26 protein-coding genes and 1 pseudogene are annotated in these 21,494 nt (G+C 68.0%); 13 read left to right on the forward strand and 14 right to left on the reverse strand.

Annotated elements, in window-relative coordinates; all coding sequences use genetic code 11:
• Positions 1 to 4: 4 nt before the first annotated feature.
• Genes M1K48_RS11395 through gluQRS form a run of 3 tightly spaced genes read right to left on the reverse strand, consistent with a single transcriptional unit; the run spans position 5 to position 1,618 of the window.
• Positions 5 to 562 carry a cob(I)yrinic acid a,c-diamide adenosyltransferase gene (locus M1K48_RS11395; protein WP_249503328.1) on the reverse strand — a complete coding sequence of 186 codons (558 nt, stop codon included), beginning with the start codon at positions 560 to 562 and terminating at the stop codon, positions 5 to 7.
• A gap of 3 nt (positions 563 to 565) precedes the next feature.
• A complete protein-coding gene (locus tag M1K48_RS11400) occupies positions 566 to 769 on the reverse strand; it encodes an HIG1 domain-containing protein (RefSeq protein ID WP_168067849.1) in 204 nt (67 codons plus the stop codon).
• A gap of 12 nt (positions 770 to 781) precedes the next feature.
• Complete coding sequence (gluQRS, locus tag M1K48_RS11405) at positions 782 to 1,618, reverse strand: tRNA glutamyl-Q(34) synthetase GluQRS (RefSeq protein ID WP_249503329.1); 837 nt, start codon at positions 1,616 to 1,618, stop codon at positions 782 to 784.
• Positions 1,619 to 1,793: 175 nt separating this feature from the next.
• Here gluQRS and M1K48_RS11410 point away from each other — a divergent pair, with 175 nt between their 5' ends.
• Both M1K48_RS11410 and M1K48_RS11415 read left to right on the forward strand, forming a co-directional pair.
• Positions 1,794 to 2,360 carry an HNH endonuclease gene (locus M1K48_RS11410; RefSeq protein WP_249503330.1) on the forward strand — a complete coding sequence of 189 codons (567 nt, stop codon included), beginning with the start codon at positions 1,794 to 1,796 and terminating at the stop codon, positions 2,358 to 2,360.
• A 57-nt stretch (positions 2,361 to 2,417) separates the two neighbouring features.
• The gene (locus M1K48_RS11415; protein WP_249503331.1) at positions 2,418 to 2,945 is read left to right on the forward strand and encodes a response regulator; all 528 of its coding nucleotides are present in this window, start codon (positions 2,418 to 2,420) and stop codon (positions 2,943 to 2,945) included.
• Here M1K48_RS11415 and galU read toward each other — a convergent pair.
• Positions 2,942 to 3,811, reverse strand: coding sequence for a UTP--glucose-1-phosphate uridylyltransferase GalU (galU, locus tag M1K48_RS11420; RefSeq protein ID WP_249503332.1), 870 nt, complete (start codon positions 3,809 to 3,811; stop codon positions 2,942 to 2,944). The genes M1K48_RS11415 and galU overlap by 4 nt on opposite strands.
• Entirely contained in the window at positions 3,808 to 4,179 is a 372-nt protein-coding gene (locus M1K48_RS11425) for a hypothetical protein (RefSeq protein ID WP_319941173.1), read from the reverse strand. The genes galU and M1K48_RS11425 overlap by 4 nt, the downstream gene beginning before the upstream one ends.
• On the opposite strand from M1K48_RS11425, the gene M1K48_RS11430 reads away from it, so the two are divergent.
• Positions 4,178 to 4,729: a TlpA family protein disulfide reductase gene (locus M1K48_RS11430; protein ID WP_249503333.1), complete on the forward strand. Its 552-nt coding sequence runs from the start codon at positions 4,178 to 4,180 to the stop codon at positions 4,727 to 4,729. The genes M1K48_RS11425 and M1K48_RS11430 overlap by 2 nt on opposite strands.
• A gap of 96 nt (positions 4,730 to 4,825) precedes the next feature.
• Positions 4,826 to 5,350, forward strand: a complete 525-nt coding sequence (locus M1K48_RS11435; protein WP_249503334.1) for a hypothetical protein — start codon at positions 4,826 to 4,828, stop codon at positions 5,348 to 5,350.
• Between the two features lie 16 nt (positions 5,351 to 5,366).
• On the opposite strand, the gene M1K48_RS11440 is transcribed toward M1K48_RS11435, so the two are convergent.
• The 3 genes from M1K48_RS11440 to M1K48_RS11450 are packed head-to-tail and all read right to left on the reverse strand — an operon-like array spanning position 5,367 to position 7,367.
• Positions 5,367 to 5,849 (reverse strand): SixA phosphatase family protein, encoded by a 483-nt coding sequence (locus M1K48_RS11440; protein ID WP_249503335.1) that lies wholly within the window; start codon positions 5,847 to 5,849, stop codon positions 5,367 to 5,369.
• 4 nt (positions 5,850 to 5,853) lie between these two features.
• Positions 5,854 to 6,675 carry a 2,3,4,5-tetrahydropyridine-2,6-dicarboxylate N-succinyltransferase gene (gene dapD / locus M1K48_RS11445; protein WP_249503336.1) on the reverse strand — a complete coding sequence of 274 codons (822 nt, stop codon included), beginning with the start codon at positions 6,673 to 6,675 and terminating at the stop codon, positions 5,854 to 5,856.
• Positions 6,672 to 7,367 carry a pyrimidine 5'-nucleotidase gene (locus tag M1K48_RS11450; protein ID WP_249503337.1) on the reverse strand — a complete coding sequence of 232 codons (696 nt, stop codon included), beginning with the start codon at positions 7,365 to 7,367 and terminating at the stop codon, positions 6,672 to 6,674. Before M1K48_RS11450 ends, dapD begins: the two co-directional genes overlap by 4 nt.
• 108 nt (positions 7,368 to 7,475) lie before the next feature.
• Between M1K48_RS11450 and M1K48_RS11455 the strand changes: the two genes are divergently transcribed.
• A complete protein-coding gene (locus M1K48_RS11455) occupies positions 7,476 to 9,779 on the forward strand; it encodes a S8 family peptidase (protein ID WP_249503338.1) in 2,304 nt (767 codons plus the stop codon).
• Positions 9,780 to 9,824: 45 nt separating this feature from the next.
• Complete coding sequence (locus tag M1K48_RS11460) at positions 9,825 to 10,052, forward strand: hypothetical protein (protein WP_249503339.1); 228 nt, start codon at positions 9,825 to 9,827, stop codon at positions 10,050 to 10,052.
• Here M1K48_RS11460 and M1K48_RS11465 read toward each other — a convergent pair whose 3' ends face one another.
• Complete coding sequence (locus M1K48_RS11465; RefSeq protein ID WP_249503340.1) at positions 10,053 to 10,397, reverse strand: hypothetical protein; 345 nt, start codon at positions 10,395 to 10,397, stop codon at positions 10,053 to 10,055. It abuts the gene before it with no gap.
• Between the two features lie 86 nt (positions 10,398 to 10,483).
• On the opposite strand from M1K48_RS11465, the gene M1K48_RS11470 reads away from it, so the two are divergent.
• Both M1K48_RS11470 and M1K48_RS11475 read left to right on the forward strand, forming a co-directional pair.
• Positions 10,484 to 11,794, forward strand: a complete 1,311-nt coding sequence (locus M1K48_RS11470; protein WP_249503341.1) for a cystathionine gamma-synthase family protein — start codon at positions 10,484 to 10,486, stop codon at positions 11,792 to 11,794.
• A 58-nt stretch (positions 11,795 to 11,852) separates the two neighbouring features.
• A complete protein-coding gene (locus M1K48_RS11475) occupies positions 11,853 to 12,476 on the forward strand; it encodes a hypothetical protein (protein WP_249503342.1) in 624 nt (207 codons plus the stop codon).
• Positions 12,477 to 12,489: 13 nt separating this feature from the next.
• On the opposite strand, the gene M1K48_RS11480 is transcribed toward M1K48_RS11475, so the two are convergent.
• Positions 12,490 to 13,140 (reverse strand): hypothetical protein, encoded by a 651-nt coding sequence (locus tag M1K48_RS11480; protein WP_249503343.1) that lies wholly within the window; start codon positions 13,138 to 13,140, stop codon positions 12,490 to 12,492.
• A gap of 121 nt (positions 13,141 to 13,261) precedes the next feature.
• A complete protein-coding gene (locus M1K48_RS11485; RefSeq protein WP_249503344.1) occupies positions 13,262 to 14,335 on the reverse strand; it encodes a serine hydrolase domain-containing protein in 1,074 nt (357 codons plus the stop codon).
• Between the two features lie 457 nt (positions 14,336 to 14,792).
• Between M1K48_RS11485 and M1K48_RS11490 the strand changes: the two are divergent.
• Positions 14,793 to 15,182, forward strand: a pseudogene (locus M1K48_RS11490) (sterol desaturase family protein); the annotation flags it as partial.
• Between the two features lie 128 nt (positions 15,183 to 15,310).
• Here the strand turns inward: M1K48_RS11490 and M1K48_RS11495 are convergent.
• From M1K48_RS11495 to M1K48_RS11505, 3 genes are read right to left on the reverse strand one after another with little or no spacing between them, the layout of a single operon-like run.
• Positions 15,311 to 15,979 (reverse strand): HAD family hydrolase, encoded by a 669-nt coding sequence (locus M1K48_RS11495; RefSeq protein WP_249503345.1) that lies wholly within the window; start codon positions 15,977 to 15,979, stop codon positions 15,311 to 15,313.
• Between the two features lie 15 nt (positions 15,980 to 15,994).
• Positions 15,995 to 16,783: an NTP transferase domain-containing protein gene (locus tag M1K48_RS11500; protein WP_249503346.1), complete on the reverse strand. Its 789-nt coding sequence runs from the start codon at positions 16,781 to 16,783 to the stop codon at positions 15,995 to 15,997.
• On the reverse strand, positions 16,780 to 17,889 hold the full coding sequence (locus M1K48_RS11505) for a CDP-alcohol phosphatidyltransferase family protein (RefSeq protein WP_249503347.1): 1,110 nt from the start codon (positions 17,887 to 17,889) through the stop codon (positions 16,780 to 16,782). The genes M1K48_RS11500 and M1K48_RS11505 overlap by 4 nt, the downstream gene beginning before the upstream one ends.
• A 171-nt stretch (positions 17,890 to 18,060) precedes the next feature.
• Between M1K48_RS11505 and M1K48_RS11510 the strand changes: the two genes are divergently transcribed.
• Genes M1K48_RS11510 through M1K48_RS11525 form a run of 4 tightly spaced genes read left to right on the forward strand, consistent with a single transcriptional unit; the run spans position 18,061 to position 21,469 of the window.
• Positions 18,061 to 19,146: an ABC transporter permease gene (locus M1K48_RS11510; protein WP_249503348.1), complete on the forward strand. Its 1,086-nt coding sequence runs from the start codon at positions 18,061 to 18,063 to the stop codon at positions 19,144 to 19,146.
• Positions 19,146 to 19,934 (forward strand): ABC transporter ATP-binding protein, encoded by a 789-nt coding sequence (locus tag M1K48_RS11515; RefSeq protein ID WP_249503349.1) that lies wholly within the window; start codon positions 19,146 to 19,148, stop codon positions 19,932 to 19,934. The genes M1K48_RS11510 and M1K48_RS11515 overlap by 1 nt, the downstream gene beginning before the upstream one ends.
• Before the next feature lie 9 nt (positions 19,935 to 19,943).
• Positions 19,944 to 20,897: an MlaD family protein gene (locus tag M1K48_RS11520; protein ID WP_249503350.1), complete on the forward strand. Its 954-nt coding sequence runs from the start codon at positions 19,944 to 19,946 to the stop codon at positions 20,895 to 20,897.
• Positions 20,897 to 21,469: an ABC-type transport auxiliary lipoprotein family protein gene (locus M1K48_RS11525; protein WP_249503351.1), complete on the forward strand. Its 573-nt coding sequence runs from the start codon at positions 20,897 to 20,899 to the stop codon at positions 21,467 to 21,469. The genes M1K48_RS11520 and M1K48_RS11525 overlap by 1 nt, the downstream gene beginning before the upstream one ends.
• The last annotated feature ends 25 nt before the right edge of the window (positions 21,470 to 21,494 follow it).

Genomic DNA, 21,494 nt, shown 5'->3' on the forward strand with positions numbered 1-21,494 from the left:
GCCCTTAAGTCCGGGTCGCGCCAGGCTGCCAGAGCACATCGCCGCCCGACGACGCGGCGACATGCCGGGCAAGCACGAAGAGATGATCGGAGAGGCGGTTGAGGTAGGCCAGCGCGAGCGGATTGACCTGCTCCTCCTCGGCGAGGGCAACGATCCAGCGTTCGGCCCGGCGGGCGGTGGCGCGGGCGAGGTGAAGCGCCGACACCGCGCGGCTGCCGGCGGGCAGGATGAAGCTGGTCAGCGGGGACAACGCCTCGTTCATCAAGTCGATCTCGGTCTCGAGCCGCTCGACCTGGGGGGCGACGATCCGCAGCGCCCCTTCCATCTCGCCGGGCGTGGCGATGTCGGCGCCAAGATCGAAGAGTTCGTTCTGGATGCGGCCGAGCGCGGCCTTGGCGTCACCCTCCACCTCGGCGACCGCAAGGCCGATCGCGCTATTGGCCTCGTCCACTTCGCCGATCGCATGCATCCGTGCCGAGGCCTTGCTGACCCGGCTGCCGTCGACCAGCCCCGACTGCCCGGCGTCGCCGGTGCGGGTGTAGATCTTGTTGAGTTTAACCAAGGATCAGCTGCCCGCGCTGGCGAGCATCATGATCGCGGCGGCGATGAACACCGCAATGCCCTGGTACAGCACGCGCTTGCGCATCCACTGCTGCTGCGCCTGCTGGTTGCCGACCTTGCCCGACGCCATGGCGAGCACGCCGCGAACCAGGACATAAGCGGTGGCCGCCATGGCGAGCACCAGCGCGATGATGAGGAGAGTGTTCATGATGCTCCCTATCTAGGGCAGGGCGAAGCGATAACCAGTAGGCAGATTGTCCATGGCTAGTTGCGCGGCGAGCGCGCGGCCATCGACCCCCGCCTCACGCATCGCGGCCAGTGTCGGCGCCTGGTCGCGCTTGGCCAGCCGCCGCCCGTCCTCGTGGGTGACGAGGGAGTGGTGGAGATAGGTCGGCTCCGGCAGGCCGAGCAGCAGCTGCAACAGCCGCTGGACCGGGGTCGAGGGGCGAAGGTCAGCCCCGCGCACGACCAGCGTGACGCCGCTGTCGGCATCGTCGACCACGCAGGCCAGGTGATAGGAGGAAGGCGCATCCTTGCGGGCGAGGATGGCGTCGCCGATCATCTCTGCCGTTCCCTCGTGCCGGCTGCCGTCCAGCTCGCGCCAGCCGGGCACGCCCCCAGCCTTGGCGATCGCCCCGGCCGAATCCAGGCGCCAGCTATGCGGCACCGTCTCGCGCCGCTCCGAATCGTCGGGCAGCCCACGGCAGGTCCCGGCATAGGCGCTTCCCGCATCGCCATGCGGCGCGGTCAGCGAGGCGGCGATATCGGCGCGGGTGCAAAAGCAAGGATAGACCAGCCCCTCCGCCTTCAGCCGGTCGAGCGCGGTGGCGTAAAGCTGGGTGCGCCCCGACTGCACGATCGGCGCGCCGTCGAATTGCAGGCCGAGCCAGTCGAGGTCTTCCAATATGCCGTCGACGAACTCGGGCCGGGCTCGGCCGGGGTCGAGATCCTCGATCCGCAGCAGCCACTTGCTCCCGTGGCGACGACCCAATCCCGCGCTATAGGCATGGCCGAGGTGCAGGCGGCCGGTCGGCGAGGGCGCGAACCTGGTGATCACTTCGCTCGATTGGCCTCTTGACGGTGAATCGGCAAGTTGCGATTCATCAGGGCGTCACATCGGACTGGCAACCGGTGCGTCACAAGGGAAGCGACCGAAAACGGTCTCTCCTCCTTGCGTGCGACGAGGCCCGGAGAGGTGCGTTCGGCAGGATCGAACGGAGACCCGCGCGCTCGTGTATCATCCCGAACTCATCCGCCATCCGGACTCCTGTCCGGCACTCGTGCTCAACGCCGACTACACGCCTTTGTCCTATTATCCGCTGAGCCTCTGGCCGTGGCAGAATGCGGTCAAGGCGATGTTCCTCGAGCGGGTCGACGTGATCGCCCATTACGACCGCGAAGTGCACAGCCCAAGCCACACACTGAAGTTGCCGAGCGTGATCGCGCTGCGCCAGTTCGTGCGGCCGAGCGAGCATCCGGCGTTCACCCGATTCAACCTGTTCCTGCGCGACCGCTTCCGCTGCGTCTATTGTGGGTCGGGGCGCGAGCTGACCTTCGACCACGTCATCCCCCGCGCGCAGGGCGGTCGGACGACGTGGGAGAATGTCGCCACCGCCTGCGCGCCGTGCAACCTGCGCAAGGGCGGGCGCACCCCGCGCCAGGCCGGAATGCATATCGCCCACTGGCCCGAGCGACCGACCAGCTGGGAATTGCAGGACCACGGCCGCGCCTTCCCGCCCGGCTACCTCCACGAAAGCTGGCGCGACTATCTCTATTGGGACGTCGAGCTGGATGCCTGACCGCGGACGGTAACCAATCCTAACGTCTCGTTAACCATTTGCGCCCAGATTGTCGGAATGACCCCGACTTCGCTTCGTCCCGCTTCCCGCCCGCGCCTGCTGGTGGTGTCTCCCAACCGCTCGCACCTTGCCTTGCTGGCGCGCCGCTTGGGCGCCGAGGGCTATTCGATTGTTACCGCCGCCGACGGCGGCGCGGCGCTGGGTGAGCTTCACCGCTCGCCGATCGACCTCGTCCTCGCCGAGCTGGTGATGGAGCCGATGAGCGGACCCGAACTGACCCGCGCCATCCGCGAGCATAGCGGCTTTGCCGAAGTGCCGGTGATGCTGATCGCCAGCCGCGCCGAGGCCGATCCGGCGGTGCGCGCCTTTGCCGCAGGGGCCGAGGACGTGATCCTCAAGCCCTTCCACTTCGAAGTGCTGGTCGCCCGCATCGAGCGCCGCCGCGCCGCAGCCGCGCAGGTCGCGGCGATGCGCGCCGACATGGAAGCGATGGACGCCCGCGCGGCGATGAAGGCGATCGAACTCGGCGAGCTCAAAGACCGGATGTACGCGCTCGAGGCCGAACGCCGGCGGGTTTCCGCCTAGAGTCCAGCCAGCGCCTCGCGCACCAGCGGGGCGAGGTCGTCGCGCTGCATCGCCAGCTCGAGCGTCGCCAGCACATAGCCAGCGCGGTCGCCGCAATCGTGGCGCACCGCATCGACCTTGACCGCATGGAACGGTTGGGTCCCGATCAGCTTGGCCATCGCGTCGGTCAGCTGGATTTCGCCGCCGGCTCCCGGCTCCTGTGCGTCGAGCAGGTCCATTACCTCGGGCTGGAGGATGTAGCGGCCGATCACGCCCAGCCGCGACGGAGCGACCTCGGGCTTGGGCTTCTCGACCAGGCCGCGCACCTCGGTCAGGTTGCCCTCGGTCGTGCCCGGGGTGACGATCCCATAGCTGCCGGTCTTCTCCGCCGCGACCTCCTCGGCGCAGACGATGTTGCCCCCGACCTTGTTGTAGGCGTCGACCATCTGCCGCAGCGCGCCGGGCGTCCCCGCCATCAGGTCGTCAGGCAACAGCACCGCGAACGGCTCGTCGCCGACCACGTGGCGGGCGCACCATACCGCATGGCCGAGGCCCAATGGCTGCTGCTGGCGAACGCTGATCAGCTCGCCATAATCGGCGCGGCTCAGTTCCAGTACTTCCAGGCTCTTGCCCTTGGCCTTCATCGTCGCCTCGAGCTCGAACGAGACGTCGAAATAATCGACCAGGCTCGACTTGCCGCGGCCGGTGACGAAGATCAGCTGCTCGATCCCCGCCTCGCGCGCTTCGTCCACCGCATATTGGATCAGCGGACGGTCGATCACCGTCAGCATTTCCTTGGGCATGGTCTTGGTCGCAGGGAGCAGGCGGGTGCCGAGCCCGGCAACCGGGAAAACGGCCTTGCGGACGGGCTTGAAGGTCTGGCTCATCGGGGCTCCTGAACTCGTGCCTGGTTGTCATTGGGCGTGGTGTTGCTGTCGCCCTCGGGCTCCGGAGCGGCCTCGGCTCCGCTCGGCGGCGGCAGGTCGAAGCGGTCGGGCCGGCGCGGTTCGGAGCGGCGCAGGATCTCGTCCACCCGAACCGGGCGGGCGATCGGGGGCGGGGTCAGCAATTGCTCGGGGGTGGGGGTGATAACCGCCATCTTGGGCTTGACCGGAAGTGAGGAACCGGGCGGCGGGCGAAGCTCCCCGGCGCGGCCGCAGGCGGCGAGCGCGAGCACCAGCGCGACCGGCAGCAGTGCATTGGACCTAAGCCCAAGCTTGCGGGATCGGCCGTTCGCGGCCAAGCGCCTGTCCATGCGTGCTCTCTTCCTCGCCGCGGCACTGGCCGCGTTGCTGACTTCGGGCTGCGATAGGCAAGCCGGGTCCCAAAGTGAAGCCGGGGCGGAGGTGGCGGCCCAGCCCGGAGGTCCCGGCCTCGACCGCAGCCAGGCCGGCAAGGCCATGCCCGAGCTGACCCTCAAGGATGGCGACGGCGAGGACACCAGCCTGTCGGCCATCGCCGCGGGTAAGCCGTTGCTGGTCAATCTGTGGGCAACCTGGTGCGCACCCTGCGTCAAGGAATTGCCGACCCTCGACGCGCTCGCCGAACGCGGCGGCGTCCCGCAGGTGGTCGCGATCAGCCAGGACACCGCCGCCCCCGACAAGATCCGTGCCTTCCTGACGGGCAAGCAGGTCGGGCTCGAGGCCTATCAGGACAGCAAAATGGGCCTGTCGAGCGCGCTCGGCAGCCAGATCCTTCCGACAACGGTCCTCTACGGCTCCGACGGCAAGGAAATCTGGCGCTTCACCGGCGACCTCGACTGGACCGGCGCCAAGGCGGCTGAGTTGCTTCGGGAAGCGCGCTGATCGACCAATTGCGATTTGTCTTGAAGCCTTAAGATGCTCGGCTTTATCGTCCCCGCCTTGTAGTTGAAGTAACTACCAAGAACGGGGAAATTCTGGATGATCAAGAGTATCGCTGAACTGAACCAAGCGCGTGACGAGTGTAAGAGCATGGTCACAAAGCGGTCGCTTGCCTCGGCTGCTGCGGCAGCAGTCCCGGTCCCTGCCGCGGATGTTGGTGTTGATCTCTTGATCCTCAACGAACTCATTCCGGCGATCAATCGTCGTTTCGGTCTCGCCGCCGATCAAATTGAAGGGCTCGATCCCCAAGTGAAGCAACGGATCACGGTGATCGCTACAAGCCTCGGAAGCTCGTTCATTGGCAAGGCTGTGACAAAAGAAGCAGTTACTCTTGTCCTGAAGAAGGTCGGCGTTCGCGTCGCGACCAAGTCGGTGGCAAAATACATCCCAATTCTAGGAACTGCTGTTGCTTCATCGGTAAGCTTCGGCGCAATGAAGTGGATGGGAAATTCGCACGTCGACGACTGCTATGAGGCGGTCCGGCAGTTGCTCGCCGCTGACACGTCCGACGCCGTCGGATCGATCGCTGACGCGAATAGTGAAGAAGTTCCCAAGGTAGCTTGAATCGGGCGCAAGCGCGCTAGGGAAGCTTGCTCCGCACCGTGGTCCGCTCCGGGCCGCTGATGTGCCAGATGTCGCCGAAGTCGGCGTGGACCAGCGGTGCGGGGCGGGTACCTCCCAGGCCGGCGACGATGTCGGGAACGGTGTTGCTGTGGCCGACCACCAGCACCGTGCCGGTCGAGGCCAGTACCTGCGCCACCAGCGCCGGCGTGTCCTTGGGATCGTAGGTCAGCACCGCCGGCTTGAATCGCGCGATCGTCGGCGCGGCGGTGGCGCGGGCGCGGTCGGTGTCGCTGACCAGCACCACCGTCGGCGGGTCCTTGGCCAGCCAGTCCGCCACCTTGTCGGCATTGCGCAGCCCTTCGGCCGTCAGCTGCGCATTGGGCACGCCCTCGAGCGTGTTGAGGTGGCGCATGACGTAGATGTTGGGCACCGGCCGCGGTGCCACGGTGGCGCAGCCGGCAAGCGCCAGCAGCAGCAGGGCAAGCAGCGCACGCGTCATGGCGTCAGTCCCTCAGCAGTTCGTTGATCCCGGTCTTGGAACGGGTCTTCTCGTCCACCGTCTTGACGATCACCGCGCAGGCCAACCCAGGCCCGCCATCCTTGCCCGGCAGAACGCCCGGTACCACCACCGAATAGGCCGGCACCCGCCCGTAGCTGATCGCGCCGGTCGCGCGGTCGACGATCTTGGTCGAGGCGCCCAGGAAGACCCCCATGCTGATCACGCTGCCGCGCTCGACCACCACGCCCTCGGCAACCTCGCTGCGGGCACCGATGAAGCAATCGTCCTCGATGATCACCGGTCCAGCCTGAAGCGGCTCGAGCACGCCGCCGATCCCGGTCCCGCCTGAGATGTGGACGTTGCGGCCGATCTGCGCGCAGCTGCCGATGGTGGCCCAGGTGTCGACCATCGTTCCCTCGCCGACATAGGCGCCAAGGTTGACGAAGCTTGGCATTAGCACCGCGCCCGGCGCGATATAGGCGCCGCGGCGAACGATCGCGCCGGGCACCGCGCGGAACCCGCGAGTGGCGAATTCCTGCGCGTCCCAACCGGCGAACTTGCTCGGCACCTTGTCCCACCAGTTCGCCCCGCCGGGGCCGCCCGCGATAGCCTCCATCGGGTACAGCCGAAAGCTGAGCAACACCGCCTTCTTCAGCCACTGGTTGACCGTCCAGCCGTCGGGGCCGGGCTCCGCCACCCGCTCCTTGCCGCTGTCGAGCAGCATCAGCGCCCGGGCCACCGCTTCGCTGACCTCGCCCGACGTATCGGGGCCGACCGTGTCGCGGGCGTCCCAGGCGCGGTCGATGATGGCGGCAAGGTCGTTCATTGGTCCTCCAGCAGCTCGTCCAGCCAGTCGGCGACGTCCGTGATGCGGAGGTCGATGTGGCCGGGGTCGGAGTCGTGATTGCCACGCTCGGAGCCATTGTCCACCCATACGGTGGTCATTCCGAGCGCCTTGGCCGGGCGCAGGTTCTGGGCCATGTCCTCGACCATGCAGGCGGCGGCGGGGTCGATCGCGAACCGCGCGCACAGCAGTTCATAGCCGTGCGATTGCGGCTTGGGCCTATGATCGCAGGCGTGGATGTCGTGAAGATGCTCGAACTGGTCGCCGATCCCGATCCGCTCGAGCACCCGCCGGGCATAAGGCGCATCGCCGTTGGTGAAGACGAACTTGCGCCCGGGCAGCCGGCCCAGCCCCGCCGCCAGCCGCGCATTGGGCCCAACCCGGTCGAGCGCAATGTCGTGGACGTCTTCGAGGAAGTGGTGGGGATCGACGTCATGCTCCTTCATTAGCCCCGCCAGCGTGGTTCCATGCGCATGAAAATGCTGCTTCTGGATCCGCTTGGCCTCCGCCGCCTCTACACCGAGCAGGCGGGCGATGTAGGCGCTCATCCGCTCGTCGATCAGCGCAAACAGGCCGGTCGAGGCGGGGTACAGGCAATTGTCGAGGTCGAAGATCCAGCTTTCGACCCGGTCGAACGGGGGATGGAGCCGGGATGATGTCGCGCCTGCCGCCATGCCACCGGCCGCTAGACCTTATGGCCTCGTCAGCAAAGCGAAAGGATTGTTCGACTAGCCATGCCGTTGAAAAACCAAGCGAATATAACGGTTTGTGAAAGGCTGCGAATGGCGAAGGCGCTTTTTGGATCGGCTGCGACCCTGGCCATGCTGAGCCTGTCCGCCTGTGGCGGCGGCGGCGGCGGGGGCGTCGAATCTACGCCCGCCCCCCCGGTAAGCACCGCGCCCGTCACCCCGGTTCCGGCACCGGCCCCGACCACCCCCGCCCCGGCACCGACGGTCGCCACCGTCAACTACAACACGGCCGAATATCAGCGCTCCAACGCCGCCGTCACCTCGGGGGCGCTCGCCGCCTACAGCGCCGGCGCGACCGGCAAGAACATCAAGGTCGCGGTGATCGACAGCGGCATCAATCCCGATGCGCTTGAATTCAGCGGGCGGATCGACGCCGCCAGCCGGGACGTCGCGGGCAGCCGCGGGCTTGGCGACGATTCGGGTCACGGCTCGGCCGCGGCGGGCGTGATCGCCGCCAACCGCAACGGCACCGGCACCCACGGGGTGGCGTTCGACTCGACCCTGCTGGTCTACCGCGCCGACACCCCCGGCAGCTGCACCGACACCGAGGGCGACGGCTGCTCCTTCTCCGACACCAACATCGCGCGGGGCATGGACGCCGCGGTGGCGGCCGGGGCCAAGGTGGTCAATCTCAGCCTCGGCGGGTCGGCGCCCGGGACCAGCCTCCTGAACTCGATGCGCAACGCGGTGAACGCGGGCGTGGTGATCGTGATCTCGGCCGGCAACGATGGCGAGAAACCCGAAGGGGTCGACGCCGACGCCTTCGCCGCAGTCCCCGCCAGCCGCTTCCCGACCCAGGTGATCGTCGCCGGCGCGCTTGGCAGCATGACGAGCAGCGGGACCGTCGGGCTCGACCAATTGTCCAGCTTCAGCAACCGTGCGGGGGTCGCCTCCAACAACTACCTCGCCGCACTTGGGTCGGGGGTGCGGACCGTCAACAAGGACGGGGTCGAAAGCCGGTGGAGCGGCACCAGCTTCGCCGCCCCGACCATCAGCGGCGCCGCGGCGCTGCTCGCCTCGGCTTTTCCCAACCTGTCCGGAGCGCAGATCGTCGAGATCCTGTTCAAGAGCGCCGACGACCTCGGCGCGGCCGGCACCGACGCGATCTTCGGGCGCGGACGGCTCAACGTCACCCGCGCGATGCAGCCGATCGGCGCGGTGTCGCTAGCCGGCAGCAGCGAGACCATCTCTGCCACCGGGTCAGACGCCCCGGCCGCGGCGGGCGATGCGCCAGCCGGTACCGCGAGCATCGGGGCGGTGGTGCTCGACGGCTATTCGCGCGCCTTCGCGGTCGACCTTGCCCGCACCATCCGCACCGCGCCCCGGACCGAGCCGCTCCACCGCGCGCTCGGCGGATCGTACCGCGCCGGCGGTGCGGGGGCGGGGCCGCTCAGCGTGATGATGACCGTCGCCGAACGCAGCGACGGCAAGGGCTATCTCCTCAGCCACGCCGGGATCGGCCCCGAGGACCTGCGCAAGGCGCGGCTGGTGGCCGGCTCGGCGGTGGCGCGGCTCGACAGGAAGACCGCGATCGCTTTCGGGTTCGCCGAGGGCGCCAAGGCGATGGAGCGGCGCCTGTCTGGCGTCGCCAGCGGGGCGTTCCTGATCGCCCGCGATGTTGCCGGCAATCCCGGCTTCGACGCCGATCGCGGAAGCTCGATCGTGCTTCGCCGCGACCTCGGCAAGGCCGCGCTGACGATCAGCGGCGAGACCGGCGAGGTGACCGGCGAGCAGCGCACCCTAGCGTTCGGCTCGCCCTATCGCTGGACCGCGTTCAGCCTCGACCGCAATGTCGGCAGGCAATGGCTGTCGCTCGGCCTCGGCCGGCTGGAGGAAGAACGCAGCCTGCTCGGCGGGCGGATGGACGGCCTGCTCGGCGGCGGCGGCGCGGCCACCACCTTCCTCGATCTCGAAGCCCGCCGCGACCTCGGTGCCGGGTGGAGCGCGGGGCTAACGGCCCGGCGCGGCTGGACCCGCTTCGCCGGCGGCAGCTTCACCACCGGCGCCTATGCGCTCGACCTGGCGGCGAGCGACTTGATGGCTGACGGCGACCGCTTCGGCCTGCGCCTGGCGCAGCCGCTGCGGATCGCCGGCGGGGGCTTTGCGATGAGCCTGCCGACCTCGTTCGACTATACCGGCATGGCGCCCGGCTACAGCATCGTCCGCTCGAGCATGGTTCCGCGCGGGCGCGAGCTCGACGCCGAGCTGAGCTACGGCCGGCGCTGGCTCGGCAACGGCTGGATCAGCGGCAACCTGTTCACCCGCCTCCAGCCGGGGCATGTCCAGACCGCCGCGCTCGACACCGGCGCGGCGGTGAGATTTTCGCTGGGTTTCTGAGCGGCCTTAACGCCCCCGCAACACCGCTTCGCTAGTTGTTGCGGCATGGACGAGGGGGACAACAGCGCCGCCGCCAAGCGCGAGCGGATCAAGGCGATCAGCCGGACGGTGCACAGCATCCCGGTCGAGGAGGGTGGACAATATCGCCCGCCCAAACCCGCTTCGGCGCCCGAACCGCCCGCCCGGTCGTGGGCAGCGATCGCCGCCGGCGGCGTGGGAGTCCTCTCGCTCGGCTTCCTTGCCGGTCTGCTTGCCAGCCGCCGCCGGGCGTAGTTATTTCGCGGCCCGGACCGCGTTCCAGTTGAACAGGAAATTGCGGTGCTCGGCCCAGGTCTGGCCGACCGCTCCGTCGCCGACCAGGCATACAGCGCTATGGTACGGCCCCTTGCCGTCGCTGGTCCGGAAGCTGGCGCACAGCCGCCCGCGATCGTTCTTCCACCGTCCGGCCTGGATCTCGCTGTTGTAGAAACTGCCGGTGACCGTCCCGTCGGCCTTGAGCGCCAGCTCCATCGGCTGGGTGTAGGGTTTGCCCGGCTCGCTCGACAGGTCGACCGTCCACTTGCCGTCGAGGGCGGCGGGGGCCTGAGCGGCAGCGGCGGCGAGGAGGAGGCTGAGCATGGCTCATCCTGTCAGCGCGGGCGGGTCGGCGCAATCGGGCACCGCCTCGCTGGCGCCGCTCCCTCCACTCGGCTAGGGGGCCGCTCATGGAAAACGAAGCTGACCTGAGCGGGGTGCCCTCGCGGCGCCCGATGAAGAAGAGCCCGACCTCGATCGGCAACCACCAACTTTCGCCCGAGACGATGATGATGGGGTTCGGCTTCGATCCGGGCCTGTCCGAAGGTAGCTTGAAGCCGCCGATCTTCCTCACCTCGACCTTCGTGTTCGACACCGCCGCGCACGGCAAGCGCTTCTTCGAAGGCATCACCGGCAAGCGTCCGGGCGGCGCCGAGGGGCTGGTCTATTCGCGCTTCAACGGTCCCAACCAGGAGATCCTCGAAGCCCGCCTGCGCCTGTGGGAAGCGGCCGAGGAGGCACTGACTTTCTCCAGCGGCATGTCGGCGATCGCCACCCTGCTGCTGACCTTCTGCCGCCCCGGCGACGTGATCGTCCACTCGGGGCCGCTCTACGCCGCGACCGAGACGCTGATCGCCAAGATCCTCGGCCAGTTCGGGATCACCTGGCTCGACTTCCCGTCGGGCGCAACCGGCCCCGAGATCGCCGCGGTGGTCGAAGCGGCCAAGGCCAAGGGCCGGGTCGCGATGATCTATCTCGAAAGCCCGGCCAACCCGACCAACGCGCTGGTCGACGTCGAAGCCGTCCGCGCGGTCCGCGACTCGGCGTTCCCGGACGCTTCCACCCGTCCGCCGGTCGCGATCGACAACACCTTCCTCGGGCCGTTGTGGGCCAAGCCGCTCGCCTCGGGCGCGGACATCAGCGTCTACAGCCTGACGAAGTATGCGGGTGGCCACAGCGATCTCGTCGCCGGCGGCCTCGTGGGCGCCAAGAAGTTCCTCGATCCGATCCGCATGATGCGCAACACCATCGGCACCATCCTCGACCCCAACACCGCCTGGATGCTTCTGCGAAGCCTCGAGACGCTGGAACTGCGGATGAGCCGCGCGGGCGAGAATGCGGCCAAGGTGTGCGAGTACCTGCGCACCCACGACAAGGTCGAAAGCGTCGGTTACCTCGGCTTCCTCGAACCCGGCACCCGCCAGGCCGACATCTACAATCGCCACTGCACCGGCGCCGGCTCGACCTTCTCGCTCTACTTGAAGGGCGGCGAGAAGGAGGCCTTTGCCTTCCTCGACAACCTCACCATCGCGCACCTCGCGGTCAGCCTCGGCGGGACCGAGACGCTCGCCAGCGCGCCGGCGGCGATGACCCACCTCAGCGTCCCCGACGAGCGCAAGCAGGCGCTCGGCATCACCGACAACCTGGTGCGGATCAGCATCGGGGTCGAGAATGCCGACGACCTGATCGCCGACTTCGAGAACGCGCTGCTCGCGGTCTGACCGGCGACTGGTCGCTCAGGGGATCGGAACGGCTTGGCGCCTTGCCGGTTCGATCCCCATGACCAGCCTCGTTCGATTCCCGGCGCTCGTCCTCGTCCTTGCGCTCGCGGCTTGCCAGCAGCAGCCGGCCACCAACACCTCCGCCCCTGCGGATAATGCGGCAACCGTATCGACCGACACCGTCGCCCCGATGCCCGCCCAGTCCCCGGCCGAACCGCCGGCGAATGCCAGAGCGCCCGCGCCCGCGCCTCGTCCCACCGGCAACGAAGCTGCCGCGCCCGACCTTTCGCCGCCGCCCCTGACCGATGCCGCCGAGCGCGGCGAGAAGGGGGCGCGCAACATCCTGCTGTCATTCGCCCGCGCGATCGAATTGAAGCGCTTAGACACGGCCTACGCCCTGCTCTCGCCGGGCGACCGGCAACGCTGGAGCCGCGCCCAATTCGCCGCCATCTTCAAGGACCTCGGCAAGATCACCGTCGCGGTCCCGACCGGGACGACCGAGGGCGCCGCCGGATCGCTCTACTATACCGCGCCGATCACGATCACGAGCACCGACAAGGACGGCCGTCCGGTGCGGATCGAGGGCGAGGCGGTCCTCCGCCGGGTCAACGACGTCGACAGCGCCACCCCCGCACAGTTGCGCTGGCACTTCGACCACTTGACCCTCGACTGGACCCACTAACCGGGGAGGGGCGCTATCTAGGTTCCGCGGTGAGGCGCGCGGCGATCCGGTAGGCCAGCCTCAGGCGCGCATTGTGCGCGGCCGCCAATCCGATTTCGTCCGCCATTTCGTAGGTGCCTGCCTTGATGATCAAACGGTCGGCGAGACGCGCACGATCCTCGTGCGAGGCGACCTCGAGTTCGCTCATCAGCGATTCAATCACCCACTCGATATGCTCCCATTCCGCGTCCCTCGCTGCCGGTACCGCCGCCGCGGCGCGCTTGCGAAAGGTCGCCGCGCCCATCAGCCAAAGCCCGAAATAACCGGCCCAGGCGAGCGACCAGCGCAGGCTGTAGCTCAAGGTCAGCACGGCGTCGGGCTTCCACCAATTCACCGCAAGGCGCGCGACCATAACGACGATGGTGCCGAGCACGATCCAACTTGCCGTGCGGACAAGTGTCAGGCGGCCGGGCTTTCCCAGATGTCCAAGCGCCAGCCAGAAGGCGCTCGCGCCAACGAGCAAGGCAATCGCGCGGCGATCACTGATTAGCGGCGCCGCCTCGCTCAGCAGCAGCGCCCGCCAGGTGAGCAGGCAATAGCAAAAGGCGAAGAAGGCGACGGCCAGGAACAGGCGGCCGAAGTCCGCGACGGGGCGCGGCGGATTGAGGAGGAGGGCTTGTGACATGGAATTGCACTAGGGCGAGCGGCGGGGCTGAACCGTCGCTTTCGGCAAAAGGTCGCGCAGCCTCGATGGATGGCGACGACGCGCACCGAACCGGGTTCCGGCCGTGGGGATCTTTGGGAGTTTAGGAAGTGTCGAGGCCCTTCTCGGCCGCGGGGATGATCCCGGTCGCAAGGATGCGGGCCAGGTCGGCGACGTGGCTCTCCTCGCGTGGACGAGGCGAGGGGTCGGAGATCATCACCACCGTCAGGTCGAGGTCCGGCACGATGAACAGCATCTGCCCGCCATAGCCCCAGGCGAAGTGGACGTCGTATCCGCCGCTCCGCTGCGAGAACCAGCCATAGCCGTAGGGATTGCCGCTCCACGGCGAGGTGGTGCGCGGCCGCCAGCTTTGCGCGACCCAGCCTTCGGGCAGGATCCGCCGCCCCTGCCACACGCCGTCCTGGCGGTAGAGTTCTCCGAAGCGAAGCAGCGCGCGGGGCGACATCAGCATGTCGTTGCCGCCGAAATAGATGCCCTGCGGATCGCGCGGCCATTGCGGCAGGTCGATACCCAGCGGTTCGCCCAGCCACTCCTCGGCCAGCGCATGGGTGCTGCGCCCCGAGGCCCGGGTGAGGACCGCCGACAGCAGGTGCGAGGAACCGGTGGAATAGAGCATCTCGCCCCCCGGATCGGCCGCGAACGGGCGCGCCAGGGCGTAGCGCACCCAATTGGGGCTCGCGACCCACGCGCCGTAATTGGGTCCTGAGGTTCGGCCCAGCCCGGCCTGCATCGACAAGAGGTGCCCGATCTCGATCCGTTCGATCCGCGGGTCGGCGCCCGCCGGCACGTCGGCGCGCAGCAAGGGCGCGATCTTCTGCTCGGGGCCGGTCAGGACGCCGCGCCCGATGGCGATTCCGACCAGTGCCGACAGGACCGACTTGGACGCGGACTTGATGTTGACCGGCCGGTCGAGCGCTGACCCGCGCAGGCGATATTCCGCCAGGATCTCGCCTTGCCGAGCGACCAGTACGGCATGGACCCGCGGCAGGGCCCCGGCCTGCGCCCTGACCTGGGCCATGAGCGCGGGATCGAGCCCGCGGGTGGCGACCGCCTTGCGTGCGGCACCCGCCGGCGGGCCGCCCGGCATGTTCTGCGCTTCCGAACAGCCGGCCGCCATCAGCGACAGGCAGGCAAGAAGCGGAAGCCAGTTTCTCATGGCGCCCATGTGGGTAGCGGCGCCCCACTTTGCAGGGCCGGCCGGACGAACCGAGCCTGGGACGAGCGCGACTGTGACCGGGCTCCGCCCGCCAGCCGATAACGCTTTCTCAATCGTCCGCGCTGCAGGATCGGCATTCCCAAGCGTGACCTGAAGGCTGCCCGCCATCCTCGAGTTGTTCAAATCGGTCGTCGGGACCTGGTCGGGCTACCTTTATGGCGCCGCGCTGTGCGGCGTGCTGGAACTGCTGATCCCGGCGGAGAAGCAATCTCGCTGGTCATGGCTGCGCGGGATGCTCTTCTCCTTCCTCTCGCTGGCAGCGGCCGTGGCGGTGACCGGTCTGACGCAGTCGGCGATGGCCGGCGCCGGGCTTCGCCCGCTCTTCGCTTGGGACCTGGGCGGAACGCTTCAGTCCTCGAACCCGCTGGTGGTCGTGGCCGGCTACACGGTCGTGCCGATGCTCGGGCTGTTCCTGTACGACATCAATTATTACTGGTTTCACCGGCTTCAGCACACCGTGCCGTTCCTGTGGCGGTTCCATGCGATCCATCATTCGATCGAGGAACTGAACGCCTTCAACGCCTACCATCACGTGTCGGAATATGTCTGGCGCATTCCGCTGATGACGATTCCGCTCACCCTCCTGTTCTCGGTCAGCGAGCCGCAGGTGGTGATCGTCGCGACTGCCCTCCACGCTGTCGGCGTCCTTGCCCATGGCAACGTGCGGCTGAATTTCGGACCCTTGCGCTACCTGCTGGTCGAGCCGCGCTTCCACCGTGTCCACCACTCGATCGAACGGCAGCATTGGAACCGCAATTATTCCTTCTATTTCCCGGTGCTCGACGTGCTGTTCGGCACCGCCCATTTCCCGCGCCGCGACGAAATTCCGAAGACCGGCCTCGACTATGTGCGCGAACCGCGCGACCTCAAGGGCTTCCTGTTCCCGCCGCGGCCGCCGGGCGTATCAGTGGCCCATCAGCCCCAGTCCTCGACCGCCCAGCCGCGTCTCGAGGCCAGTTCGCGCAACCTGCCATGCGGGTTCACGGCCACCGCTTCGTCGGCCCATTCGAACACCGGTGCGTCGGTGACATGGTCGGAATAGAAGCGGACGTGGCCGTGCTTTCCGGTCAGGCCTGACCGCTCGACCCAGCCGGCGACCATCCGCATCTTGGCCTCGCCGTAGCAATTCTCGCCGTCGATCCGGCACAGCACGCTGTCGTCGAGCCCGAGCAGGGTATTGGTCCCGATGGTGTCGTCGAAGCCAACGCGTTCGGCGATGGCGGCGGCGTAGAAGCGATAACTGGCGGTGGCCATCACCACCCGCCGCCCCTCGGCCTTATCGCGCGCGATCGCCTTCCGTGCGCCCGGCCGGATGTTGTGCGCGACCTGGGCGTCGGCGAAACTGTCGACCAGTGGCTTGAGATCGGCCGGACGAATGCTCGCCCCCAGCAGCAGCTTGTGGTTGATCTCCTTCAGCCGCGCCCGGCTGATCAGCTTGGCGAGGTAGGCCAGCATCGATCCGGCCACGAGCGGCAGGAACAGCAGCCGCCACGGCGCCCGCTTCCGTGCACAATGCAGCAGGAAGCTGGTGTAGGTCGGGCGGCGGGTCACCGTCCGGTCCATGTCGTAGATGGCGAGGTCCATCAGGCGCGGCTCCCGTCAGGCACGACCGGCGAGGATCTCGTTGACCAGCGTATAGTCCGCCGCCTTGTCGACATCGATCGCGGCGATCGGATCGCTCAGCACCACGCCCTTGATGGTGATGCCCAGGCTCCGGCTGAGGTCGCGGGCCGACTGGTGCAGGTCGCGCACCCGAAGCACCGCGCCGAGGAACAGCGGCAGCCCCATCTGCAGCAGGACCCGCCAGCCCTTCTTGCGATCCTGCTCGACCGCCCGCCAGCGCTCGATCCCGATCCGCGCCTTGGGCGTGCGCAAGGCGAACAGGTTGGCCCCGCTGTAGCGTTCCCGCCCGAACCGCAGCCAGGTGCGCTGCGCCTGGGGAAAGCGGACCAGCATGTTCGACCTGCTGACGAAGCCGACCGACACGTCACATCCGGCCGACCCGGCGATGAATTCCTCGACCATCTGCGGGGTCAGCAGGGCATGGTCGGCGGCGGTGACCAGCAGCGGGAAGCGGGTGGCGGGATCGGCGCAGATCCGCTGCAGCGTCGCGGCGATGGTCTCGTCCGACTGCTCGACCACGATCCGCGGGTCGTCGGGAAGGACTGCCGAAATGCGTTCGATCTGCTGGGTCAGCACCCGGATCTGCGCCACCGCCGCGACCGCCAGGAGCGCGCGGATCGGGCGCAGCAGCATCGGTTCGCCAAGGATCGGAAGCAGCGGCTTGTAGTCGACCCGCAGACTCCGGGTCAGCGGGTCGCCGCCTGGCCGCGCCCCGGCGAGAAGCAATACGGTCCAGCCTTCCCCGCCGGTCGCGGCGTCGCTCACGGACGGTCCAGCCAGCTGATGATCTTGCGCCCGCGCGCCGCGCGGCCCTCGGCCTGGGCGAGGCGGACCGAATGGAAGATCAGGCTCAGCACCGACCACAAGGCGACCAGTTCGATCCCGACGTCGGGCCGGGCGAACAGCAGGGCGGCGACCAGGATCACCATGTTGGGATTGCGCCGCGCGGTGATCAGCCGGAAGCGGCTGTCGATCGCCTGCCAGACGTGGATGTGCATCCCGAAGCGCCACATGAACAGGCCCTCGATGATCCGCCCGATCACATAGGTGCCGACGATCACCGCCAGTATTACGCCCTTGTAGACCTCCTCCATTTGGTGGCCCGCGGTGCCCAGCCCGTGCAGCCAGGCCCACCACCAGAAGGGCGGGTGGATGAGGTCGACCCCATGGTCGAGCCAGTCGCCCCACCGCGACGAGGTGCCGGTGCAGCGGGCGAGTTTCCCGTCCACCGTGTCGAGCACCATGAACACGAAACCCAGCGCCGTGCCGAGCCAATATTGACCGTTCCAGAACGCCCAGAAGGCCGCGACGCAGAACAGGACGCCGATCAGCGACACCTGGTTGGGGGTCATCCCGACCTGCGCCGCCCAGCGGGTCAGCCAGAAGGCCGGGCGCCGCCACAGGTAGAGGGTGAGGACGTCGGTCACGCCCTTGTAGGATGCGTCGTACAGCGCGTTCTCGGCCGCCAGCGTGCTGGCCGGATCGAGCGGCATGACGAACGGACGCTCGCGCTTGCGCAGCAGCGAATAGTTGAGGGTGGCGGTGCGGGCGTCGATCGGAGCCAGCCCGGCGGGGTCGAAGCCGGTGTTTGCGGTTCCGGCCTCGAGGTGCATCATCACCGGCTGGCCATCCAGCATCAGCACCGACCCGGGCCGGTTCTTGAGCTCGGTCAGCCACGCCGGGTCCCAGGCATAGCCCATGTCGGCGACCAGCCGTGGCCGCCCGCTGTCCTCGCTCTCGACCGGGACCAGCCCGGCCTTGGCCGCGACCTGCTCGGCACGGGCGCGCACCGTCCGCCCGAACAGGCGGATGTCGGGATCGCCAAGCGCAACGAACTGCACGGTCGGGGGGGAGGCGGGGGCGTCGGCCATGTTTGCGCCATCGGCAAAGCCGCAAAGTCTGGCAATAACAAGGCAGGAAATTCAGGGTCGCCCGCGCACGGTCTCGGCGGAGCGCAAAATCGTAATGCACCCGAAACGCTGTTTCCGCGTTAACTTTGTGATGCTTGCCGATCCCTTGCTTTCCGGGCATGTCCCCCATTGATGGCTTCGGCGGCGCTGCCCAGGACGGAATCCAATGTCTTCGCGCCCAACGGTGCGTTGACCATTGCCCGTGCCGGTTCGACCCAGCGTGAACTCGACGCCCTGCCCGACCCGGTCGAGATCGACCTGTCGGGGGTCGACCGGATCGACACCGTCGGCGCCTGGCTGATCCACCGCACCGTCCGCGACCGCAATGCCAGCGTGACCGGCGCCAGCTCCGACGTCACCAAGCTGCTCGAACAGGTCGCCGACGCGGACCGCCCGAGCGAGGTCAAGCGCCCGAAGAAAATCAGCGCGGTCGGCGAACTCGGCGCCTGGACCTTCCAGTTCGGACGCACTTTCGCGGGCCTGCTCGGCTTCTTCGGCGCGACCCTGATGGGACTGTTCGCGGTCCTCACCCATCCCAAGCGCTTCCGCTACAATGCGCTGGTCCAGCAGTTCGACGTCGTCGGCGTCCGCGCGCTCGGCATCATTGGGCTGATGAGCTTCCTGATCGGTGTCGTCATCGGTCAGCAGGGCGCGGTCCAGCTTCAGCAGTTCGGCGCCGAGGTCTATACCGTAAACCTGATCGGCCGGATCACCGTGCGCGAACTGGGCCCGTTGATGACCGCGATCATGGTCGCCGGCCGCTCGGGCTCCGCCTTCGCCGCGCAGATCGGGACGATGAAGATCACCGAGGAAGTGGACGCCATGCGGACCATCGGCGTTTCGCCGGTGGAAGCGCTGGTCGTACCGCGCATCCTCGCCACCATCGTCGTCATGCCCCTGCTCGCCTTCTGGGCGATGATCACCGCGATCGTCGGCGGCGGCGTGTTCTGCTGGGTCGGGCTCGAGATCCCCCCGATCACCTACATCCAGCTGATCGGCGACGTGGTGCCCGCGACCGACCTGTGGGTCGGTCTGATCAAGGCCCCGGTGTTCGGCTTCATCATCGCGCTGGCCGGCTGCTTTCAGGGCATGCTGGTTGCCAACGACAGCGAGCAGGTCGGGCTCAAGACCACCGCCGCGGTGGTCCAGTCGATCTTCCTCGTGATCGTGCTCGACGCCATTTTCGCCGTCTTCTTCAGCTCGGTCGGTTGGATCTGATGAGCAGCTCGCCCATCCTGCCCGACAATGAAGAGCCGATCATCTCGGTCCGCGGGCTGGAGAACCGGTTCGGCGACCAGATCGTTCACCAGGACCTCGACCTCGACGTCCGCCGGGGTGAGATCATCGGCGTGGTGGGTGGCTCAGGCACAGGCAAGTCGGTGCTGATGCGCTCGATCATCGGGCTCCAGCGCCCCACAGCCGGCGAGGTCACCGTGCTCGGCGAGAACATGGTCGACCGGCCTGAGGACGAAGCCAAGAACATCCGCCGCCGCTGGGGCATCCTGTTCCAGAACGGCGCGCTGTTCTCGACCCTCACCGTGGCCGAAAACGTGCAGGTCCCGATCCGCGAGTATTTCCCCCGCATCAGGCAGCCGCTGCTGGACGAGATCGCCGGCTACAAGATCGTCATGTCGGGCCTGCCCGAAAATGCCGGCGCCAAGTTCCCCAGCGAGCTGTCCGGCGGCATGCGCAAGCGCGCCGGCCTCGCCCGCGCGCTGGCGCTTGACCCGGAACTGCTGTTCCTCGACGAACCCACCGCCGGCCTCGACCCGATCGGCGCGCAGGCCTTCGACCAGCTGATCCGCGGCCTGCAGCAGCGGCTCGACCTCACCGTCTTCCTCATTACCCACGATCTCGACAGCCTGTATGCCATCTGCGACCGGGTCGCGGTGCTGGCCGATGGCAAGGTGATCGCGGTCGACACGATCAAGAATCTCCTGACCCTCGATCACCCCTGGATCCAGGAATATTTCAACGGACCGCGCGGCCGCGCGGCAGCGGCATAGCGAGCAGGCATGGAAACCCGATCAAATCAGGTGCTGGTTGGCACCGTCGTCCTGGTCCTCCTGGTCGGCCTGCTGTTCTTCGCGGTGTGGATCGCGGGTCTGAACACGCAGAAGCGCAAGTGCTTCGACATCTACTTCAGCCAGGGCGTCGGCGGCCTCAACCGCGGTTCCAACGTCAGCTTCTCCGGCGTGCCCGTCGGCCAGATCACCCGCGTCTCGCTGCTCCCCGACCGGCCCGAATTCGTCTGGGTCCGGATCGAGGTCGAGGAATCGACCCCCGTGCTTCAGGGCACCACGGCGCAGATCAAGGGTGTCGGCTTCACCGGCGTGTCCGAGATCCAGCTTGACGGCGCGGTCAAGGGCGCCCGCCCGCTTACCCAGCTCGGGCCGCAGGGCTGCCCGGTGGTGCCCAGTTCGTCCGGCGGCCTCGGCGCATTGCTCAATTCTGCGCCCGAACTGCTCGAGCGGATCCAGCGCCTGACCGAGCGGCTGACCGAACTGCTCAGCGACCGCAACCAGAACGCCATCTCCGACATCCTCGAGAACATCGACAAGACCAGCAAGGTGCTGGCCGATCGCTCGCCCGAAATGGCCGACACGCTGGCCGAGGCGCGGATCGCCGCGCGCAACGCGGGCCGCGCCGCCGACGAGATCGCCAAGCTGGCCAACAGCAGCAGCCTGGTTGTCCAGCGCGACGTCCAGCCGGCTGCGGCGGATCTCCGCAAGTCGCTTCAGTCGCTGCAGCAGACGTCGGCCAACATCGACTCGCTGGTCGCCGATGCGCGGCCGGGCGTGCAGAATTTCTCCAAATCGACCCTGCCCGAGGTCAACCGCCTGGTCCGCGACCTGCGCGATCTCACATCCAGCCTGGAAGGTGTGTCGAGCAGGCTCGATCAGGGCGGCATTACCGGCGTGCTCGGCGCGCCCAAGCTCCCCGATCACAAACCCGGAAAGTCCCGCTGATGCGCCTCCTCACCCTCGCCGCCGCGCTGGCGCTTCCCCTGTCGCTGTCGGCCTGCTTCGGCGGGAAGACCCCGGCGACCCTTCTGACGCTTACCCCCGCCACGCCCAGCGCCACGTTCGAGCGCACCGCCGCCGCGAGCGACGCGGTCAGCATCGAACTGCCGATCGCCGGCCGCGACATCCGTCAGGTGCGGGTGCCCGTGCTCGAGACCGCGGGCCAGGTCACCTACGTCAAGGACCTGCAATATCTTGAAACCCCCGACCGCCTGTTCCAGCAGTTGCTGAGCGAGACGGTCAAGCGGGTCACCGGCCGCGTGGTGATCGATCCGCGCCAGGCCGGGATCGACCCCGGCACCCGCGTCTCTGGCGTGCTTCAGCGGTTCGGCGTCGACAGTGCCACCGGCCAGGTCATCGTCACCTACGACGCCACCGCGACCCGCGGCGCGACGGTACAGACCCGCCGCTTCACCGCCACCGCCCCCGCCGACGGCACCGCCGCCAGCGTCGGCCCGGCGATCAACGCGGCCGCCAACGACGTGGCGAACCAGGTCGCGAAGTGGATCGGCGGCTAAGGGCGCCCGTCGTCCCGGCGCAGGC

Origin of the sequence: Sphingomonas glaciei (assembly GCF_023380025.1) — a bacterium.
Taxonomy (GTDB): domain Bacteria; phylum Pseudomonadota; class Alphaproteobacteria; order Sphingomonadales; family Sphingomonadaceae; genus Sphingomicrobium; species Sphingomicrobium glaciei.